This is a genomic window from Acidihalobacter yilgarnensis (assembly GCF_001753245.1).
Taxonomy (GTDB): Bacteria; Pseudomonadota; Gammaproteobacteria; order DSM-5130; family Acidihalobacteraceae; genus Acidihalobacter; species Acidihalobacter yilgarnensis.
Genome location: NZ_CP017415.1, coordinates 3,536,632 through 3,550,228 on the forward strand (window position 1 = coordinate 3,536,632; position 13,597 = coordinate 3,550,228).

Sequence of the window (13,597 nt, forward strand, 5' to 3'; positions counted from 1 at the left end):
CTCGCTTGACCAAAATCACTATGCGGCTCAAATGGTGGCTTAGAGTGCACTTCGTCCCTGATATTTCCATCAATTAGATAGGAAGTCAGATCCCTTGCCCGATATTGCATGTTATTGCCAGCAGTTTGCAGCGACCTGGGGGCTTGCATTCTGAACCTTCTTTTGTCCCAACGAATTAAGCATGAATGTTCCACATTCGGTATCGTTTATTTGCGAATGTATCGGAATAGCCCGAATATTATAATAAGTCGTAGAAGTTGCGTACAAACCGACATGATAGTAAGGCGTACTACTCCCTGTCGGAACATCAATTCCTGTCCCGTTATAACCCAGCATGAGCAGACTGGTAGCGTAAATATTGTTCGTCGAATAATAGCGCTCCTCGCGACTGGCGATCTCTAAAAGAGATGTCTTCGCAGCCGTACGATGAGCCTTGAGCACATAGCCGGTATACATGGGGTAAGCGATGATGGCCAGTATGGCGGCGACCACTACAGTGATCATGAGTTCGATGAGCGTGAACCCGCGCAAAGAGTCGCCTTTACGCTGTCTAAACATCGGGTTAGTCACCGGAGCTGCCCCCTGAAGCGTCTCTGTCGCCATTAGGCTTTGGTACTCCCTCATTTGTGATCATTTGACCTGATTGTTGCTGCCTAGAGTAATGATTCTTCGCACCATCGGTCTGCGTGCTATTGCCGTGTTGATTAGCCAGATTTGCGTTAGGCAGCTGAGACCGCGGTATGGCATATGTTGCATACACGCCATTAAAACTCACTAATAAAGATAGTGCGACAATGCCCTTGATCAGCCACTTCCTGAAGCGCTGTCGAATGATTTCTCCGCTGTTTGGATCAAAAGCCAACATATTCATATACTCCCAGCTGAGGATTCAACGCAACTCTACCCAATTCACTCGACCCGACTGCAAACCAGCCCTTTCCTTTTGCGTCTCAATTTGTGAATTCGACTTGGAAATCAATTTGACTGACTGTGTGCCCGTGGGTGTAACGACTGGCGCAGATGAGTATACGTTGCCTTCACTGACACCCACCGGATTCTGGCCATTCACCTGATCAGCGCTATTAATCAGCCCATCGCCATTCAAATCCAACATGGGAGAACTGAATGCGCTGCCTGTCGCGTAATTCACCGCAATCAACCAACTCTCAAGCCCGCCGCCACAAACATTCGTGGACGGAATATTTGCCGTGAATACCACTTCCTGTCCGAATACAGATGGATTGGTTATCACGCGTCCACCAGAAAATGGCAAATCCATGTACCAGCCATCCGTACTTGCATAGTTAACAGGATTGGTCGTTACGGTCAGAACCGGCTTACTCACCGAATTGCCGCTGGTGTTCGTGCCTGTATAGGTGGTCTGAGTCAGGGTCTGCGATACGAGAGCACTGCGCGTCAACCACTGCGGATTACCCGCACTGGTGGTTATCCCTGAATTTGTCCCGGTATCCAATACACCGTAGAAGCTTTGCGTATTGGTATCAGTCAAATCCGGCGTTCCCAGCAGCTGCCCTGTACCGAAATAGACCAGATAGCCGGCCGTTCCAAACGGGGCCCGGGAAACTGCGGGTGCGGTTGTGATGGGTTGTGCGTTACCGCTAGGGCCGGCGGCCTTGAACAACACCCAGGCGGTCCAGTTGGCAGGGTTTGGCGACGACATATCGAAACGCCACAAATTCCCCTGTAGATCACCCGCATAGGCCCTATCAGCGATGTCGCCACCTTGGGTTGATATAACAGTCGGTGTTGACAATCCATCGGGCGCACTTGAAGAACACGCGGCAGGCTCAATACCGGTGCTATTTGTACAAAGATCGAACGAGTGAATCAGAGAGCCTGTCTGCGCATTGACTACATACAGGTATGGCAGACTTGATGCGCTATTGTAGCCATTGCCAAAAATTGCCACCGGCGTCGGTACTGGGGTCCCGTTGGAATTATTGATATTCATGATAGCGATCTGCGGCTGACTGTATGTCAAGCCGAGCTGTGAAAATCCCGCGGTATTATTGGTGATATCCCACAGCACATCCGAACTGGATTGGCCAGAGGGTGAGCTCACATCCAGCGCATAAATGCCCTGACCACCCGCACCCATGCCACCAGCCAAAACGGTATGCCAGGTTACGGTGTTATTGGTGCTGTTGATAAATGGGACATCGCCTGCATTGGCCGGTCCATCGACGAAGAACCGGTGATTTTGGTTGTAGGTCGGCTGGGACAGATTGGCCAGATCGAAATATTCCGATGACGGCACATAGCCAAACAGGGGCGCGCCGCTAGTCGCGTTGAAACCATAAAGCAGCCCACTATTTGCACCAACATAGATCGCCGGCGTGCGCCCCTGATTGGCGGTGTAAAATGCGTTATATGCATTGACTGCCGCACCATAAACAGTCTGCGTTGCAGCACTTGCCCCTAGGGGCGCGGAAAGTCCTGACACTGCTGGCGGAGGACCGATATACAGCGGATTGCTGTCGACGATGTCGCCCAGAAGCAGGGAACGGTTACGGAGCGGACCTCCGTTATTTTGTTCCTGACTTTGGTCACCCCGCAGGTAGTCAAGCACAGCCTGACCGTATACGGCTATGTTGCTACTGTAGGCCACTTGCTGAGTCGACGTCAGCGTACTCCAATATTGTTCAAGATCGGCTTGTTGATTGGCATCGATGTTACTCCAGTCAAAGGCAACGCCCTGAGATTTAGTGGGATTCCAGCTATAAATCGGGAAACTCTGCCAATTGGTCCCTGCCAGCGCTTTATCGAGCTGAGGTTCAGCTTGCCAGATGGCATTGGATGACTGTGTATTGATCGATAAATTCGAGCTGATCGGGAACGCCAGCAAGTTGCCCGTCCAGTCGTTGTAGGGTGCCGTTGCCGAGGTAAAGCGAGCCTGAAACACCAGCGTATTATTCTGAATACTGCCCGAATTGACAGCCACGGATGTGGTTGACATATTGGCCGCCTGTATCTGACCAAAAATCACGCTCAAGTCATTAACCACAGCTTGCGCGCTGGTGCCTGCGAAGTAATTGGGCGTCCCACCGGCGATCGCCATCGCCTTCATGGTAGCCGCCGCTGCCGGATTTTTACTCGGATCGACACCGGCACCCATGCCGACAACGTAGGTCGTAATACCCTTGGAAACCAGCATTTTCAGATTTGTGATCGCATCGATGAGTGCTTGATCATTTGTTAAATAATTGCCATTAGAATCCACTGCCAAACCAAGGGTCTTTCCGGCCAGAACATCGGCGGCAAAACTTGTGCTCGTGGTCGATACCGTTCCTCCCTTTACAAGATCGAAGGTGGCATAAACGCCGTAGCCATTGCCAGCTTCGCTGCCCAGGGGTGGCCAGTTGTATCCACTCGTGTCCTCTGTTGGCAACCCATCCGTAACCAACACCACATAGCGCTTGGACGGACAACCATTAACCGTCGGCGGCGCCGGATTGGTAAAGTAATTGTAAGCACCTGCCAATATCCCCGCGATGGGACTCTGCACGGCTAGTGCCTTGATTTCTTTACTCGTCGTGTTGTTTGTCTCCGGGGCGAGATAAGGCGTGAAATTATTAATATATTTATTGATCTGGGCACTCGTTGCCGGCTGCCCATTGATACCCGCATTTTGTATTTGTACAAGCACCGTTCCAGTCGATGGCGTTGCAGTAGTGTAATACCCAAAACCGCGACTGGCATAAATTACCTGATCGGAATAAGGCACATATCCTGCATTGGTGGGTCCTGTTGCAGCAGCACAATTGGAAGGCGTGCAACTTTTGTAGGAAATCAGAATTGACCCTTGGTTATATGCCGACAAACTGAAACCGGTATATGGATTTGAGGGGCTGTGACTACCGTAGTCTAGAAAAATCGGGCTAAGACCCGACGCGTAAAGAACATCATTGATTTCCGGCGAATCGGATGTCGACTGCACAGCCATGAATTGATCACTGGTAACTGACGAGCCAAGGATACTCGCCATACTGGTACATTGGCTCGATGCTGATGTTCCATAACATGGGTTGGTCACCCACGAAGTCGCGCCCGACGGAAGCGCATCCGTAATGTCATTGGTAAAAGCGAACCCGTTTGTGGGGCTCATGTAGTAAACCCACGTGCTATACAGATTTGCCGTACCCGTTTTGTACTCCATCAGCCCCATATCGAAGGTCGCAGCATATTGCTGAATCACCGCGTGGAGTGCCTGTTTGGCCACATTAAGCCGACTGGGGCCGTTGTCATACTGAACACTACCTGAGATCACTGTGTACGGCGCCTGCCCCGATGGGCAGCCGCCGGTCCCCGCAGCCGACATTGGTGGCGTGAATCCTGCCGGTACGGTATAGCATGTCGGAGAGGAAGGTCCCGAAAACCCGTTTACGGCGCCCGATCCGGTCATGATTGCACCGGATAGATCGCCGTCCATGGATTGCGAATTGGTGACTGCGAACAAAACCTGTGGCGGGGTTGGTTGCACCAACGTCATGGGAATATTCGAAATCTGAACTTGGGGCGAACCTGCAAACGCAAGCTCCATCCCGAGCAAACCCAGAGTGACCACCATTACGGTGCGCAAGAGCCATAAATTTATCATCGTTTTCATAATTACGTCTCCAGACGCATTTACCGCATATGCATGTAATCGTAGTTCGATTGAATTACGGAAACTGCCGCATCATTTCCACCTGTCGCCATCGCGGTTGTGCGATACACATCGAGTACGGGCGCACTACCAGCACCATATTGGTTGACCGATACGCTGTAACCGGGTGGCGTCGGCACGCGCCCCTGATACTCGAGAAAAAACTCAGGGGTATATGCGTAGACATTGTTTCCCCCACCCGTTTTGATCAAAGCGCTTGGGAATGCCTGGGACGGCAAGGCCGTCGCCGTGGCGGGGACGGCATTTGTCGTGCCGCCATTCAGCCCCCAAGTCGCATTGTCGACGGCTGAAGATGTCGTCACCGTATTAGCTGCGCAAACGCGCCATGTCGTTGTTGACGATGTACAGCCTGAAACACTTAAGGGCATCGTCGGCAATAGATTATCGACGACGTTGATCACAAAGGATGCCGCCGTAGTAGCGCGGGTCTTTTCCCGCACATTACTGGACATTTTGTCTTGCAGGCCAATGCCACTCATCATGCTCACGCCCAGAAGCGTAAGAATCACGAGTATTAACAACGCGGCGATGAGCGCGAATCCTTCCTGTTTCCGAGGCATCTGTCGGCGTGGCGTGGTCATTGTGCAAGATTCTCCAGACGGACAACTCGCGTCAGCTTGAGATACCGCGGCTGACCGTTCGCGTCTGTATTATTAGCAGTGGGTGTTTGAGCGGCATTGAACAGCGGATTGAAGAAGGTCAACGTGACTACAACCGTTCGCGCATTTTGCCAGTTGGCGGCGGTCATCTGCGCGGGCGTGTAGTACTGCTGAACGTAATCTCCATTCGGGGCCACACCGATCATGACCTGCATATTGGCGATGCCGCCTCCATTGGGATTGACGCCACGCGCACCCAGTGGGGAAACGACCGCACTTGACGTTACACTCCCACTGGCAGATTGAACGGAACATGCCAACGAATATGGACTGCTGCCGGCCGCATTATTTAATACGCTAAACGTGTTGATCTGGACTGATGTGCTGTTCTGACCGAGGCAGTTCAAAGCGGCCTCAGGAATCATGCGAACAGAGAGCGTATCTACCGTGGTTGCGTTGTTGCCTGGCAGCATGAAGGTGGTTGTATTCGCCGCTAGTACTTGGCCTTGCGCCCAAGTCGTTCCAGCAGCGGGGAAGGCTTCATTGCGATCTGCGTATGTAGTCCCATAGGGGAAATACCCGGCCGACCTGATGGTATTGGCTAGGATAGAGGCCGCAAGGGTTTCATTTTCCTGCAAGGCAGAAAGTGCCTGCTGGTCATCGTAGGTGGTTCGTGTGCTGAAGAAGATGGTGAACAAGCCTGCAAGCAAAAACAGACTAATCACCATAGCCACCATCAACTCAACCAGGCCTACACCTGCTTGTTGCGTATGGCTGTGGAGCTTATTGGCCAAGTAAGGAATCATGGCTGCACCACAATGCGATACCAAGTCGTTGACGGCGCCAGATAGCTCGTAGTCGATGAAGCTAGCGCGCTTCCTTCCTTGTGTTGCTCTGTCCAGCCCACGGAGACGATTAGTACACCTGTGCTGCTGTAGCCTATGTTTCCAACACCCTGAGGAAGAAGCGCCAACTGCGGATTCTGGTTCGTACCCCATTGCCTGAGGTCATACGCGGCCATTTGCGAGGGCGTGCACTGAACCTGAGCGCAATCCGTCGCAGCGCTGAAATCTGAGTTTAGAGCAGTATTTGATGTCGTCAGCGATGCGCTAGCGCCAAAGGTCGCGCCTGTCGGTGTTATTGTCGCACTGAATCCAGAGGGCACGTTTCGCCAAAACGTCGCATTCGCAGCCATATAGGCCGCCATGTTGGAAGCTTCCATGGCAGCCAATGCCCTCACTCGCGAATTAGAGGTACTGCTCAAGCTCAAGGCCTGCATGCCGGCGATGCCCAGCAATCCCACCGCTATGATCAGCAAGGCGACCAGCGCCTCGACCAGACTGAATCCTTGCTGTTGTAATCGGTTCGAGGTCATTGACAGTTTTGAGCATTCAAGGTGGTTGCCGTGTTCTGGATTTTTCCAACCCTGATACGACCCACGGTTGATAGGACAGCGCACGGAGGATTCGCCAAGGCGTTCGACGCGACACCGGGCGTCAATGTGTATGTCTGAGCCTGCGAGGTGAAGCCGTTGCGATTGAATGTCAGTACACCGGAGTTACTGGTGCCATTGGTCACAAGCTGGTCATTTTGAGTAAGTGCCGCATGAATTCTCAGAACACTGGTAGCGCTGGAGCCAAATGCTGGCGCATACACTACCCAACCAGAACTCCAGTTGTTTGTACTCGCTCCGATGCATTGCGGGTTGGTCGTCGTCGGCTGATTAGTGAGTGGATCAGCCGCACACATGCTAACGTCATAACCACGTTTTATCGCTTCGCTACGTGCAAACTGAATGCCTCCGACAAAGGCATTCATTTCCGTCGCCATCCGGTTTGTGGTCGTCACGGTCTGGTAACTCGGGATGCCAATAAGCGCCAGTATCGCCACAAGCGCAAGCGTCACTAACAGCTCGATTAGTGTAAAGGCCGATTGTCCGCTTCTTATTCGCATAGCCTCTATGTATAAGTTGCCGGTTCCAGTGTAAAGATATCATCCGCGAACACCGGATGAAGCCTCGCTTACGGCTGACGAGCGGGGGAGAGGCCAATCCTCATATGCCCACGGGCGCAGTCTTCTCCGAAGTCCGTTACCATGCATTCACCCCGCAGCGATAGCGGGCTCACTGCAGAAATATCGGAGGACGATATGGCTTATGGTTTCTCTATCAGCCTGAACGCGGGTTTTGATGATGTGATCGGTCGCGTGACGGAGGCTCTCAAGACCCAGGGATTCGGGGTTTTGGCCGACATCGACGTTGCCGGCACCCTCAAGGCCAAGATTGGCGTGGATAAACGTCCGTACCGGATACTCGGCGCATGCAATCCCCAACTGGCCAACCGGGCGCTGGACGCCGATCCCGACATCGGACTACTCCTGCCCTGTAACGTCATCGTGCGCGACGACGGCGACGGCAAGACCACGGTCGGTTTTATGGACCCGCAGGCAGTGCTCGGTTTGGTCGAACGGCCCGGCATCGAAGCACTGGCGGACGAAGTTCGTGGGCGCCTAGAGGCGGTGCGCGACGCCTTGCTCGCAAGCTGAGCCGACAATGCGCCCCGCCCTGATGCTCGGGCGGGGCGCATTACAACGTGACATCTAACACACGCCCAACGCAGTACGCAGCCGCAACACAATACCCTCGGCCATCCGTAACCAATCGGAGGCCAGCGGCGGCTCCAGATGCCTCTCAAGGCTGTCGTGCAACAAGGCCAGCCAACGTGCAAAGTGCTCCGGGCGGAGCCGCATACCCGCATGTACGCCAAGCATATCCACGGACACTTCATACGCCGGCGGCTGTCCCCCCATCGCGATCCACCAGAAATCGGCGACTCGCCTCTCATGTCGCGCAGCATCGCCGATGTGCGCAAATAAGGGCGCGAGCAGTGCATCCGCGCGTAAGTGTTCGTAAAATGCGGTAATGACCTGATCTACTCGATCGCGCCCGATACGTGCACACAATGGATTGAGTTGACGATGTTCCATTTGCACATCCTACCAGTACCCGAATACGCGTTGGTGTCATGATCGAGCCCCTCTGGGACGAGATCGCCGCACGCCTGAGTGGCGAATTGCGCGTACGACGACGCTTCGAAGCCGCCCATCCAATTTCTGGCGGCGATACGGCCTCGGCATACCGTCTGATCGTATCCGGTGAGTCGTATTTTGTGAAACTCGGCCACGCCGGGGACCAGATGATGTTCGCGGCGGAGGCGGAAGGACTCGCTGCCATCGGTGCGACGCACGCCATCCGCTGCCCAAAACCATTGCTCCATGGCATTGCACAAGAACGCGCATTTCTCGTCCTCGAACACATCCCACTCTCGCCGCATGGCGACGAGTCGACTTTGGGTGAAGCGCTGGCGCAGCTGCATCGCTGTATCGGCACACACTACGGCTGGCATCGAGACAATACCCTCGGGCGTACGCCACAGGACAACCGGGTTGACCACAACTGGATCCGGTTCTGGCGAGAACGACGTCTCGAACCTCAATTACGAATGGCCGAGGAACATGCCGCACCGACGGCCCTGATCGTAGCGGGGGAGCGTTTACTCGCAAGACTGCCCGCGCTGCTCGATGGGCACTCACCGGCACCTTCTCTGCTGCACGGCGACCTCTGGTGCGGCAACTACGCCTACGACTCCGAGGGTCAACCCGTGCTCTACGACCCCGCCCCCTACTACGGCGACCGTGAGACCGATTTGGCCATGACGATGCTTTTCGGCGGGTTCGGCGCGACATTCCGTGCCGCATACCACACCGCCTGGCCACTGCCCTCCGGTTATGAGCATCGTCAGGCGTTATACAATTTCTACCACGTCCTGAATCACTTCAATCTGTTCGGCGGCGGCTACGCACGGCAAGCCATACAGATGATCGAACGCTTGGTCTCCGACGTTGACTAGAGCAATCGTTCCGTCGTCTACCAGGGCAACGTGTCCCCGTCGATGTCGATAAATCGCCCGCTATCGCCTTGATCCGCGGCGTCCACCAACCCACATAATCGTGTGGCGCACTGCTCGATGGTCAACTGACCATTTGGCCCGCCCATATCCGTCTTGACCCATCCCGGATGCAAAATCAGCACCTTGATACCACGTGGGCGCAGATCGATGGACAAGCTCTTGAGCGCCGCGTTCAATGCGGCCTTGGAAGCACGATAGGGATAATGTCCACCGGATGCGTTATCGGCAATACTGCCCATGCGGCTGGTCAACGTTGCGATAATTTTTCGCGAACCGGCTTGAAGATTGGGTAGCAGCGCCTGCGCAAGAAGCAATGGCGCAACCGTGTTGATTTTTAGGGTTTCCAACAGGCCCTGGGCATTGAGCGCCCCGAGACCATCCTCGAATGGGCCATAAACCCCGGCATTGTTGAATAGCACATCGAGGGGGGCGCCCCCGAGACCATCAACAAAGCGGGCTATCTGCGTCTCATCCGCCACGTCCAACGGGTAAAGACTGAGGTGTTCGTTCGCCAGGCGTTTCAGTTCAACGCTTGCATGGCGATGACATGCATATACACGCCAACCCCTCTCACGGTACTGCTCAGCCAGCACCAGGCCGATACCCCGGCCGGCGCCTGTGATCACGATACTTGGCATGGCAATCCAACCCCAGGTTTCTTTCATTCCGCTCTGTGCGTCGTGCGTCACACCACACAAAAACCATCCGCCAATCCGATTAACACGTACGGATTCAAAATTTGGTTCCCATTTCATCTTAGAACGTTTTCGAGCCGAAAAAAATCCGGGTTTTTTCGAGCGAAAATTAATTTATTTGGAACTTTTTATATCTCGATGGCGTGCTTAGCCATAACGAGACAGAGGATTGTCCGTTCCGAAAACGCATCGACGGGCTTCATCGACTAATTGGGAGATTTCAAATGAAACGTTATGTTTATCTTTCTTACGCATTGCTGGGTGTGGCCGTCGCGGGCATGACTGTTGCCGCCAAACCCCTGATCTCCGAAACACACCACAACGGGGTGCTCCAAGCCGAGTATTCACTGGCAGATCATGCTCATCTCACCATGGGCATCGATTCCAAGCATGTAACCAATGCCAGCATCGACTATGGCAAGTCAGGCATCTTCGGACAGAAAAGTGTCGGCTATTGGATCGGCCATGGCAAGTTGATTAGCCGATTTGCGGCCGCAGGCGAAACTGAAACCCGCGGGCAGGTCGTCAACGCCACACGCGACCCCGGACTTAATGTTGTCGCCAGCACCATTCGCGTGACGCCGACCCATACACAGGTCAATATCGCGGGGCACATGGGGCAGGTATATCACCTTCGTGCACGCATCAATGGCCAGATGCACACCTGGGACGCCGTCCTCGCCAAGGGCGGTGAAATGCACCGTCTAAACAAGGCCTGGAGCCGCCTGATCGCCCAACTCGGCCCAATCCAATCATCTGAGGAAGTGGCTACCACGATGCTTGCGATCAATCTACACCCCGAACTTTATGGATACGCCCCCCTCAAGGTTGGCAATACGGTCGAACTCCGGCGCCTGCGGACCGACCTTTCAGTAGCCCGCATCTATGCGCCCAAGACCATGAATATGAGTACCGAAGGCTGAACACAACACCCAGCTGTATCACATATGCGCGTAGCCCAGATCTGAACACGGCAAGCGATTTCGGGGCGAGGATCCAATCGGGTCCTCGCCCCTTTGTCTAGGCGGAGCACACCCTTGCAGCTGGGCGGGCAGCCACCGATCATGACGCGCATAAATACTTTACGTTTGAGTCCACGACCCGTGGGCTTTTATTTGATATGAGGGCTTGAAGCCGCTGAACGGCAAGGCCATCATCTGCCGCTTGATTGATGGAACGTTTTCCCCTGTCACGACGTGTTAATAATCAAGACACATGGCAGGAAGCGACCCCGGATCGATTTGTGGACCCAAAGACCCGAATCTCCCGGTCAACGATACCGCGTCCTATCGGAGATTTCGATTGGAGACGCATTGTGAGGACAAAGACATGCGACGCACCACCCTGGCGACCATGATTCTGCTGACCGGCATGGCAATGACCAGCGCCGCTCACGCTGCGGGCGACAATCTCGACATTACCATCAACGTCGTCGGTCCCAATCAGGATGTTCAGGGCGCGATTGAGAACCATATCAGTATCCCCGGTGGGGACCATGGGCTCATCCGACATACCTCAGGTGCGGAAGCCAGTTCCGCAGCCCACGAATCCAGCGAAACCTCGGCTCAGGCCGGCGGCGGGCCCCGTCAGCAAGCCCAAGAATCGAGCCAACAGGTCCAGGAATCCAGTCAGCAGGCGCAGCAGTCCAGTCAACAAGCACAGGAATCGAGCCAACAGACCCAGCAGCAAGCACAGCAACAGGCGCAACAGGAGGCGCAGGATGCCACGACGCAAGGTCAGCCAGATAATTAAAAACGCCGCGATTCACGCCCCATGCGTACGTCATCCAATCAGATGACGGATGTCAGTCACTCGACGGTGACGGATTTGGCCAGGTTCCTGGGCTGATCTACATCGGTGCCCTTAAACACCGCCGTATGATACGCCAGCAGTTGTAAGGGAACGGTCATCAGCACCGGCGCCAACATCCCAGCACCGGCCGGGACCTCGATAACATTCATGCCTGGGCCATTCTGGAGAGCTACGCCAGTCTCGGCAAACACGAATAGTTCACCACCTCGCGCACGGACTTCCTCAAGATTCGATTTGAGTTTTTCCAGCATGTCGTTATTAGGTGCCACCGCGATCACCGGCATATCGGCATCCACCAGCGCCAGAGGACCATGCTTGAGTTCACCCGCAGGGTAAGCCTCCGCGTGAATATAGGAAATTTCCTTGAGTTTGAGCGCGCCTTCCATCGCTACCGGGTAAAATGCACCGCGCCCAAGAAAAAGCGCATGCCCGCGCTCCACGAAGCGCTCCGCCATCCGCATGATCGCAGGATCCAGTTCGAGCGTCCGTTCAATCAGACCTGGCAATTGCAGCAATTGGCCGCGTAAATCACGCAAGCGCTGTTCGTCCACGCCACGATACTGACTCAATATCAGTATCACCTGCATCAGCGCGACCAACTGGGTTGTAAAGGCCTTAGTCGAAGCAACGCCGATCTCCGGACCGGCGTGCGTCAGTAGTACCAATTCCGATTCGCGCACCAGAGAACTTTCCGGTACGTTGCAGACGGCCAGACGTGCCAGATAGCGCTCCTCGCGCGAGGCCTCTACTGCAGCCAGCGTATCGGCTGTTTCACCCGACTGCGACAAGGTCAGGAAGAGCGTATCCGCCATCACCACGTGTTTACGGTAACGATATTCGCTTGCGACCTCTACCAGGCAGGGAATCCCGGCTATTTCTTCCATCCAGTATCTTGCGATCAGGCCCGCATGGTAGCTTGTGCCGCATGCCACGATCTGCACGGCCCGGACCTGCGGCAGAACGGTCTCCGCCAACACACCCAGTATGCTGGGTACTATCGATCGGTCCTCTCGGACACGCCCTTCAAGGGTTTCGCTGATGGCGTAGGGCTGCTCGAAAATTTCCTTTTGCATGAAGTGTCGATATTGCCCGCGGTCGATGGCTCCGGCCGTTAAGCCCGAAACTCTCACCTCACGCTCGACGCGGCGACCTTCGCGATCGTAAATATCGATGCCATCTCGACGCAGGTCGACCACTTCCCCATTTTCGAGAAACGTAAATCGCTGTGTAACCGGTAACAACGCCTGCACGTCTGAGGCGACGAAGTGTTCACCGATACCGAAACCAACAACCAGTGGCGGGCCATTCCGGCAGGCAACGACACGACTTGGGTCGTCGCACGCAATGACCGCTAAGGCATACGCACCCTCAAGCTCGGCTACACACCGCCGCACCGCCTGCAATAGATCAGCGCCTTGATCGAGGTAGTGGGCGATGCGGTGCGCAGCAACCTCTGTATCCGTTTCCGATAGAAACTCGTAACCGAGGCGCGTCAGTTCCTCACGCATCGGCGCATGGTTTTCGATAATACCGTTGTGGACAATGGCCACACGATCAGTGGAAATATGTGGGTGTGCGTTGTGCTCGCTGGGGGAACCATGCGTCGCCCACCGCGTGTGCGCAATGCCGGCCTTCCCCGCCAACGGCTCTCGAGCGAGCGCTTGGCTCAGCTCGACAACCTTGCCTACACGTCGCCGTCGTTGAATCTCGCACGCGTCATCCAGCACCGCAATTCCTGCTGAATCGTAGCCGCGATACTCCAAGCGTCGCAGACCTTCGAGCAGGATATCCTGTACGTTCCGCTCGGCGATACCGGCAACAATTCCGCACATACCC

General features: G+C 54.8%; 14 protein-coding genes. 4 read left to right on the plus strand and 10 right to left on the minus strand.

The genetic code is table 11. The features are described from left to right. Positions 1-111 precede the first annotated feature (111 nt). The 7 genes from BI364_RS16995 to BI364_RS18835 are packed head-to-tail and all read right to left on the minus strand — an operon-like array spanning position 112 to position 7,239. The gene (locus BI364_RS16995) at positions 112-570 is read right to left on the minus strand and encodes a type IV pilin protein (RefSeq protein ID WP_207644995.1); all 459 of its coding nucleotides are present in this window, start codon (positions 568-570) and stop codon (positions 112-114) included. Next, complete coding sequence (locus tag BI364_RS18500; RefSeq protein WP_207644996.1) at positions 563-871, minus strand: hypothetical protein; 309 nt, start codon at positions 869-871, stop codon at positions 563-565. Before BI364_RS18500 ends, BI364_RS16995 begins: the two co-directional genes overlap by 8 nt. An 18-nt stretch (positions 872-889) precedes the next feature. Beyond that, positions 890-4,627, minus strand: a complete 3,738-nt coding sequence (locus BI364_RS17000; RefSeq protein WP_083251498.1) for a pilus assembly protein — start codon at positions 4,625-4,627, stop codon at positions 890-892. A gap of 20 nt (positions 4,628-4,647) precedes the next feature. Then, positions 4,648-5,268: a pilus assembly PilX family protein gene (locus BI364_RS17005; protein WP_083251499.1), complete on the minus strand. Its 621-nt coding sequence runs from the start codon at positions 5,266-5,268 to the stop codon at positions 4,648-4,650. Further along, positions 5,265-6,092, minus strand: a complete 828-nt coding sequence (locus BI364_RS17010) for a PilW family protein (RefSeq protein WP_070079747.1) — start codon at positions 6,090-6,092, stop codon at positions 5,265-5,267. The genes BI364_RS17005 and BI364_RS17010 overlap by 4 nt, the downstream gene beginning before the upstream one ends. After that, a complete protein-coding gene (gene pilV, locus BI364_RS17015; RefSeq protein WP_070079748.1) occupies positions 6,089-6,661 on the minus strand; it encodes a type IV pilus modification protein PilV in 573 nt (190 codons plus the stop codon). Before pilV ends, BI364_RS17010 begins: the two co-directional genes overlap by 4 nt. After that, on the minus strand, positions 6,658-7,239 hold the full coding sequence (locus BI364_RS18835) for a GspH/FimT family pseudopilin (protein WP_083251500.1): 582 nt from the start codon (positions 7,237-7,239) through the stop codon (positions 6,658-6,660). The genes pilV and BI364_RS18835 overlap by 4 nt, the downstream gene beginning before the upstream one ends. 195 nt (positions 7,240-7,434) lie before the next feature. Here BI364_RS18835 and BI364_RS17020 point away from each other — a divergent pair, with 195 nt between their 5' ends. After that, complete coding sequence (locus BI364_RS17020) at positions 7,435-7,830, plus strand: DUF302 domain-containing protein (RefSeq protein WP_070079749.1); 396 nt, start codon at positions 7,435-7,437, stop codon at positions 7,828-7,830. A 54-nt stretch (positions 7,831-7,884) separates the two neighbouring features. Here the strand turns inward: BI364_RS17020 and BI364_RS17025 are convergent, their stop codons facing one another. Next, positions 7,885-8,271: a group III truncated hemoglobin gene (locus BI364_RS17025; RefSeq protein WP_070079750.1), complete on the minus strand. Its 387-nt coding sequence runs from the start codon at positions 8,269-8,271 to the stop codon at positions 7,885-7,887. A gap of 38 nt (positions 8,272-8,309) precedes the next feature. Here BI364_RS17025 and BI364_RS17030 point away from each other — a divergent pair, with 38 nt between their 5' ends. Then, complete coding sequence (locus BI364_RS17030; RefSeq protein ID WP_070079751.1) at positions 8,310-9,194, plus strand: fructosamine kinase family protein; 885 nt, start codon at positions 8,310-8,312, stop codon at positions 9,192-9,194. Between the two features lie 17 nt (positions 9,195-9,211). On the opposite strand, the gene BI364_RS17035 is transcribed toward BI364_RS17030, so the two are convergent. Beyond that, positions 9,212-9,919 carry an SDR family oxidoreductase gene (locus BI364_RS17035; RefSeq protein WP_233279549.1) on the minus strand — a complete coding sequence of 236 codons (708 nt, stop codon included), beginning with the start codon at positions 9,917-9,919 and terminating at the stop codon, positions 9,212-9,214. A gap of 254 nt (positions 9,920-10,173) precedes the next feature. Here BI364_RS17035 and BI364_RS17040 point away from each other — a divergent pair, with 254 nt between their 5' ends. Beyond that, the gene (locus BI364_RS17040; protein WP_070079752.1) at positions 10,174-10,872 is read left to right on the plus strand and encodes a hypothetical protein; all 699 of its coding nucleotides are present in this window, start codon (positions 10,174-10,176) and stop codon (positions 10,870-10,872) included. A gap of 406 nt (positions 10,873-11,278) precedes the next feature. Beyond that, the gene (locus BI364_RS17045; RefSeq protein WP_070079753.1) at positions 11,279-11,701 is read left to right on the plus strand and encodes a hypothetical protein; all 423 of its coding nucleotides are present in this window, start codon (positions 11,279-11,281) and stop codon (positions 11,699-11,701) included. Between the two features lie 56 nt (positions 11,702-11,757). On the opposite strand, the gene glmS is transcribed toward BI364_RS17045, so the two are convergent. Beyond that, the gene (gene glmS, locus BI364_RS17050) at positions 11,758-13,593 is read right to left on the minus strand and encodes a glutamine--fructose-6-phosphate transaminase (isomerizing) (protein ID WP_070079754.1); all 1,836 of its coding nucleotides are present in this window, start codon (positions 13,591-13,593) and stop codon (positions 11,758-11,760) included. Positions 13,594-13,597: the final 4 nt, after the last annotated feature.

Bases quoted from the DNA above. Each gene is read 5' to 3' on its own strand.
- BI364_RS18500 (WP_207644996.1), bottom strand. From the start codon at position 871: ATGAATATGTTGGCTTTTGATCCAAACAGCGGAGAAATCATTCGACAG.
- BI364_RS17045 (WP_070079753.1), top strand. From the start codon at position 11,279: ATGCGACGCACCACCCTGGCGACCATGATTCTGCTGACCGGCATGGCA.
- BI364_RS17005 (WP_083251499.1), bottom strand. From the start codon at position 5,268: ATGACCACGCCACGCCGACAGATGCCTCGGAAACAGGAAGGATTCGCG.
- BI364_RS17020 (WP_070079749.1), top strand. From the start codon at position 7,435: ATGGCTTATGGTTTCTCTATCAGCCTGAACGCGGGTTTTGATGATGTG.
- glmS (WP_070079754.1), bottom strand. From the start codon at position 13,593: ATGTGCGGAATTGTTGCCGGTATCGCCGAGCGGAACGTACAGGATATC.
- pilV (WP_070079748.1), bottom strand. From the start codon at position 6,661: ATGACCTCGAACCGATTACAACAGCAAGGATTCAGTCTGGTCGAGGCG.
- BI364_RS17040 (WP_070079752.1), top strand. From the start codon at position 10,174: ATGAAACGTTATGTTTATCTTTCTTACGCATTGCTGGGTGTGGCCGTC.
- BI364_RS17000 (WP_083251498.1), bottom strand. From the start codon at position 4,627: ATGAAAACGATGATAAATTTATGGCTCTTGCGCACCGTAATGGTGGTC.
- BI364_RS17010 (WP_070079747.1), bottom strand. From the start codon at position 6,092: ATGATTCCTTACTTGGCCAATAAGCTCCACAGCCATACGCAACAAGCA.
- BI364_RS17025 (WP_070079750.1), bottom strand. From the start codon at position 8,271: ATGGAACATCGTCAACTCAATCCATTGTGTGCACGTATCGGGCGCGAT.
- BI364_RS17035 (WP_233279549.1), bottom strand. From the start codon at position 9,919: ATGAAAGAAACCTGGGGTTGGATTGCCATGCCAAGTATCGTGATCACA.
- BI364_RS18835 (WP_083251500.1), bottom strand. From the start codon at position 7,239: ATGCGAATAAGAAGCGGACAATCGGCCTTTACACTAATCGAGCTGTTA.
- BI364_RS17030 (WP_070079751.1), top strand. From the start codon at position 8,310: ATGATCGAGCCCCTCTGGGACGAGATCGCCGCACGCCTGAGTGGCGAA.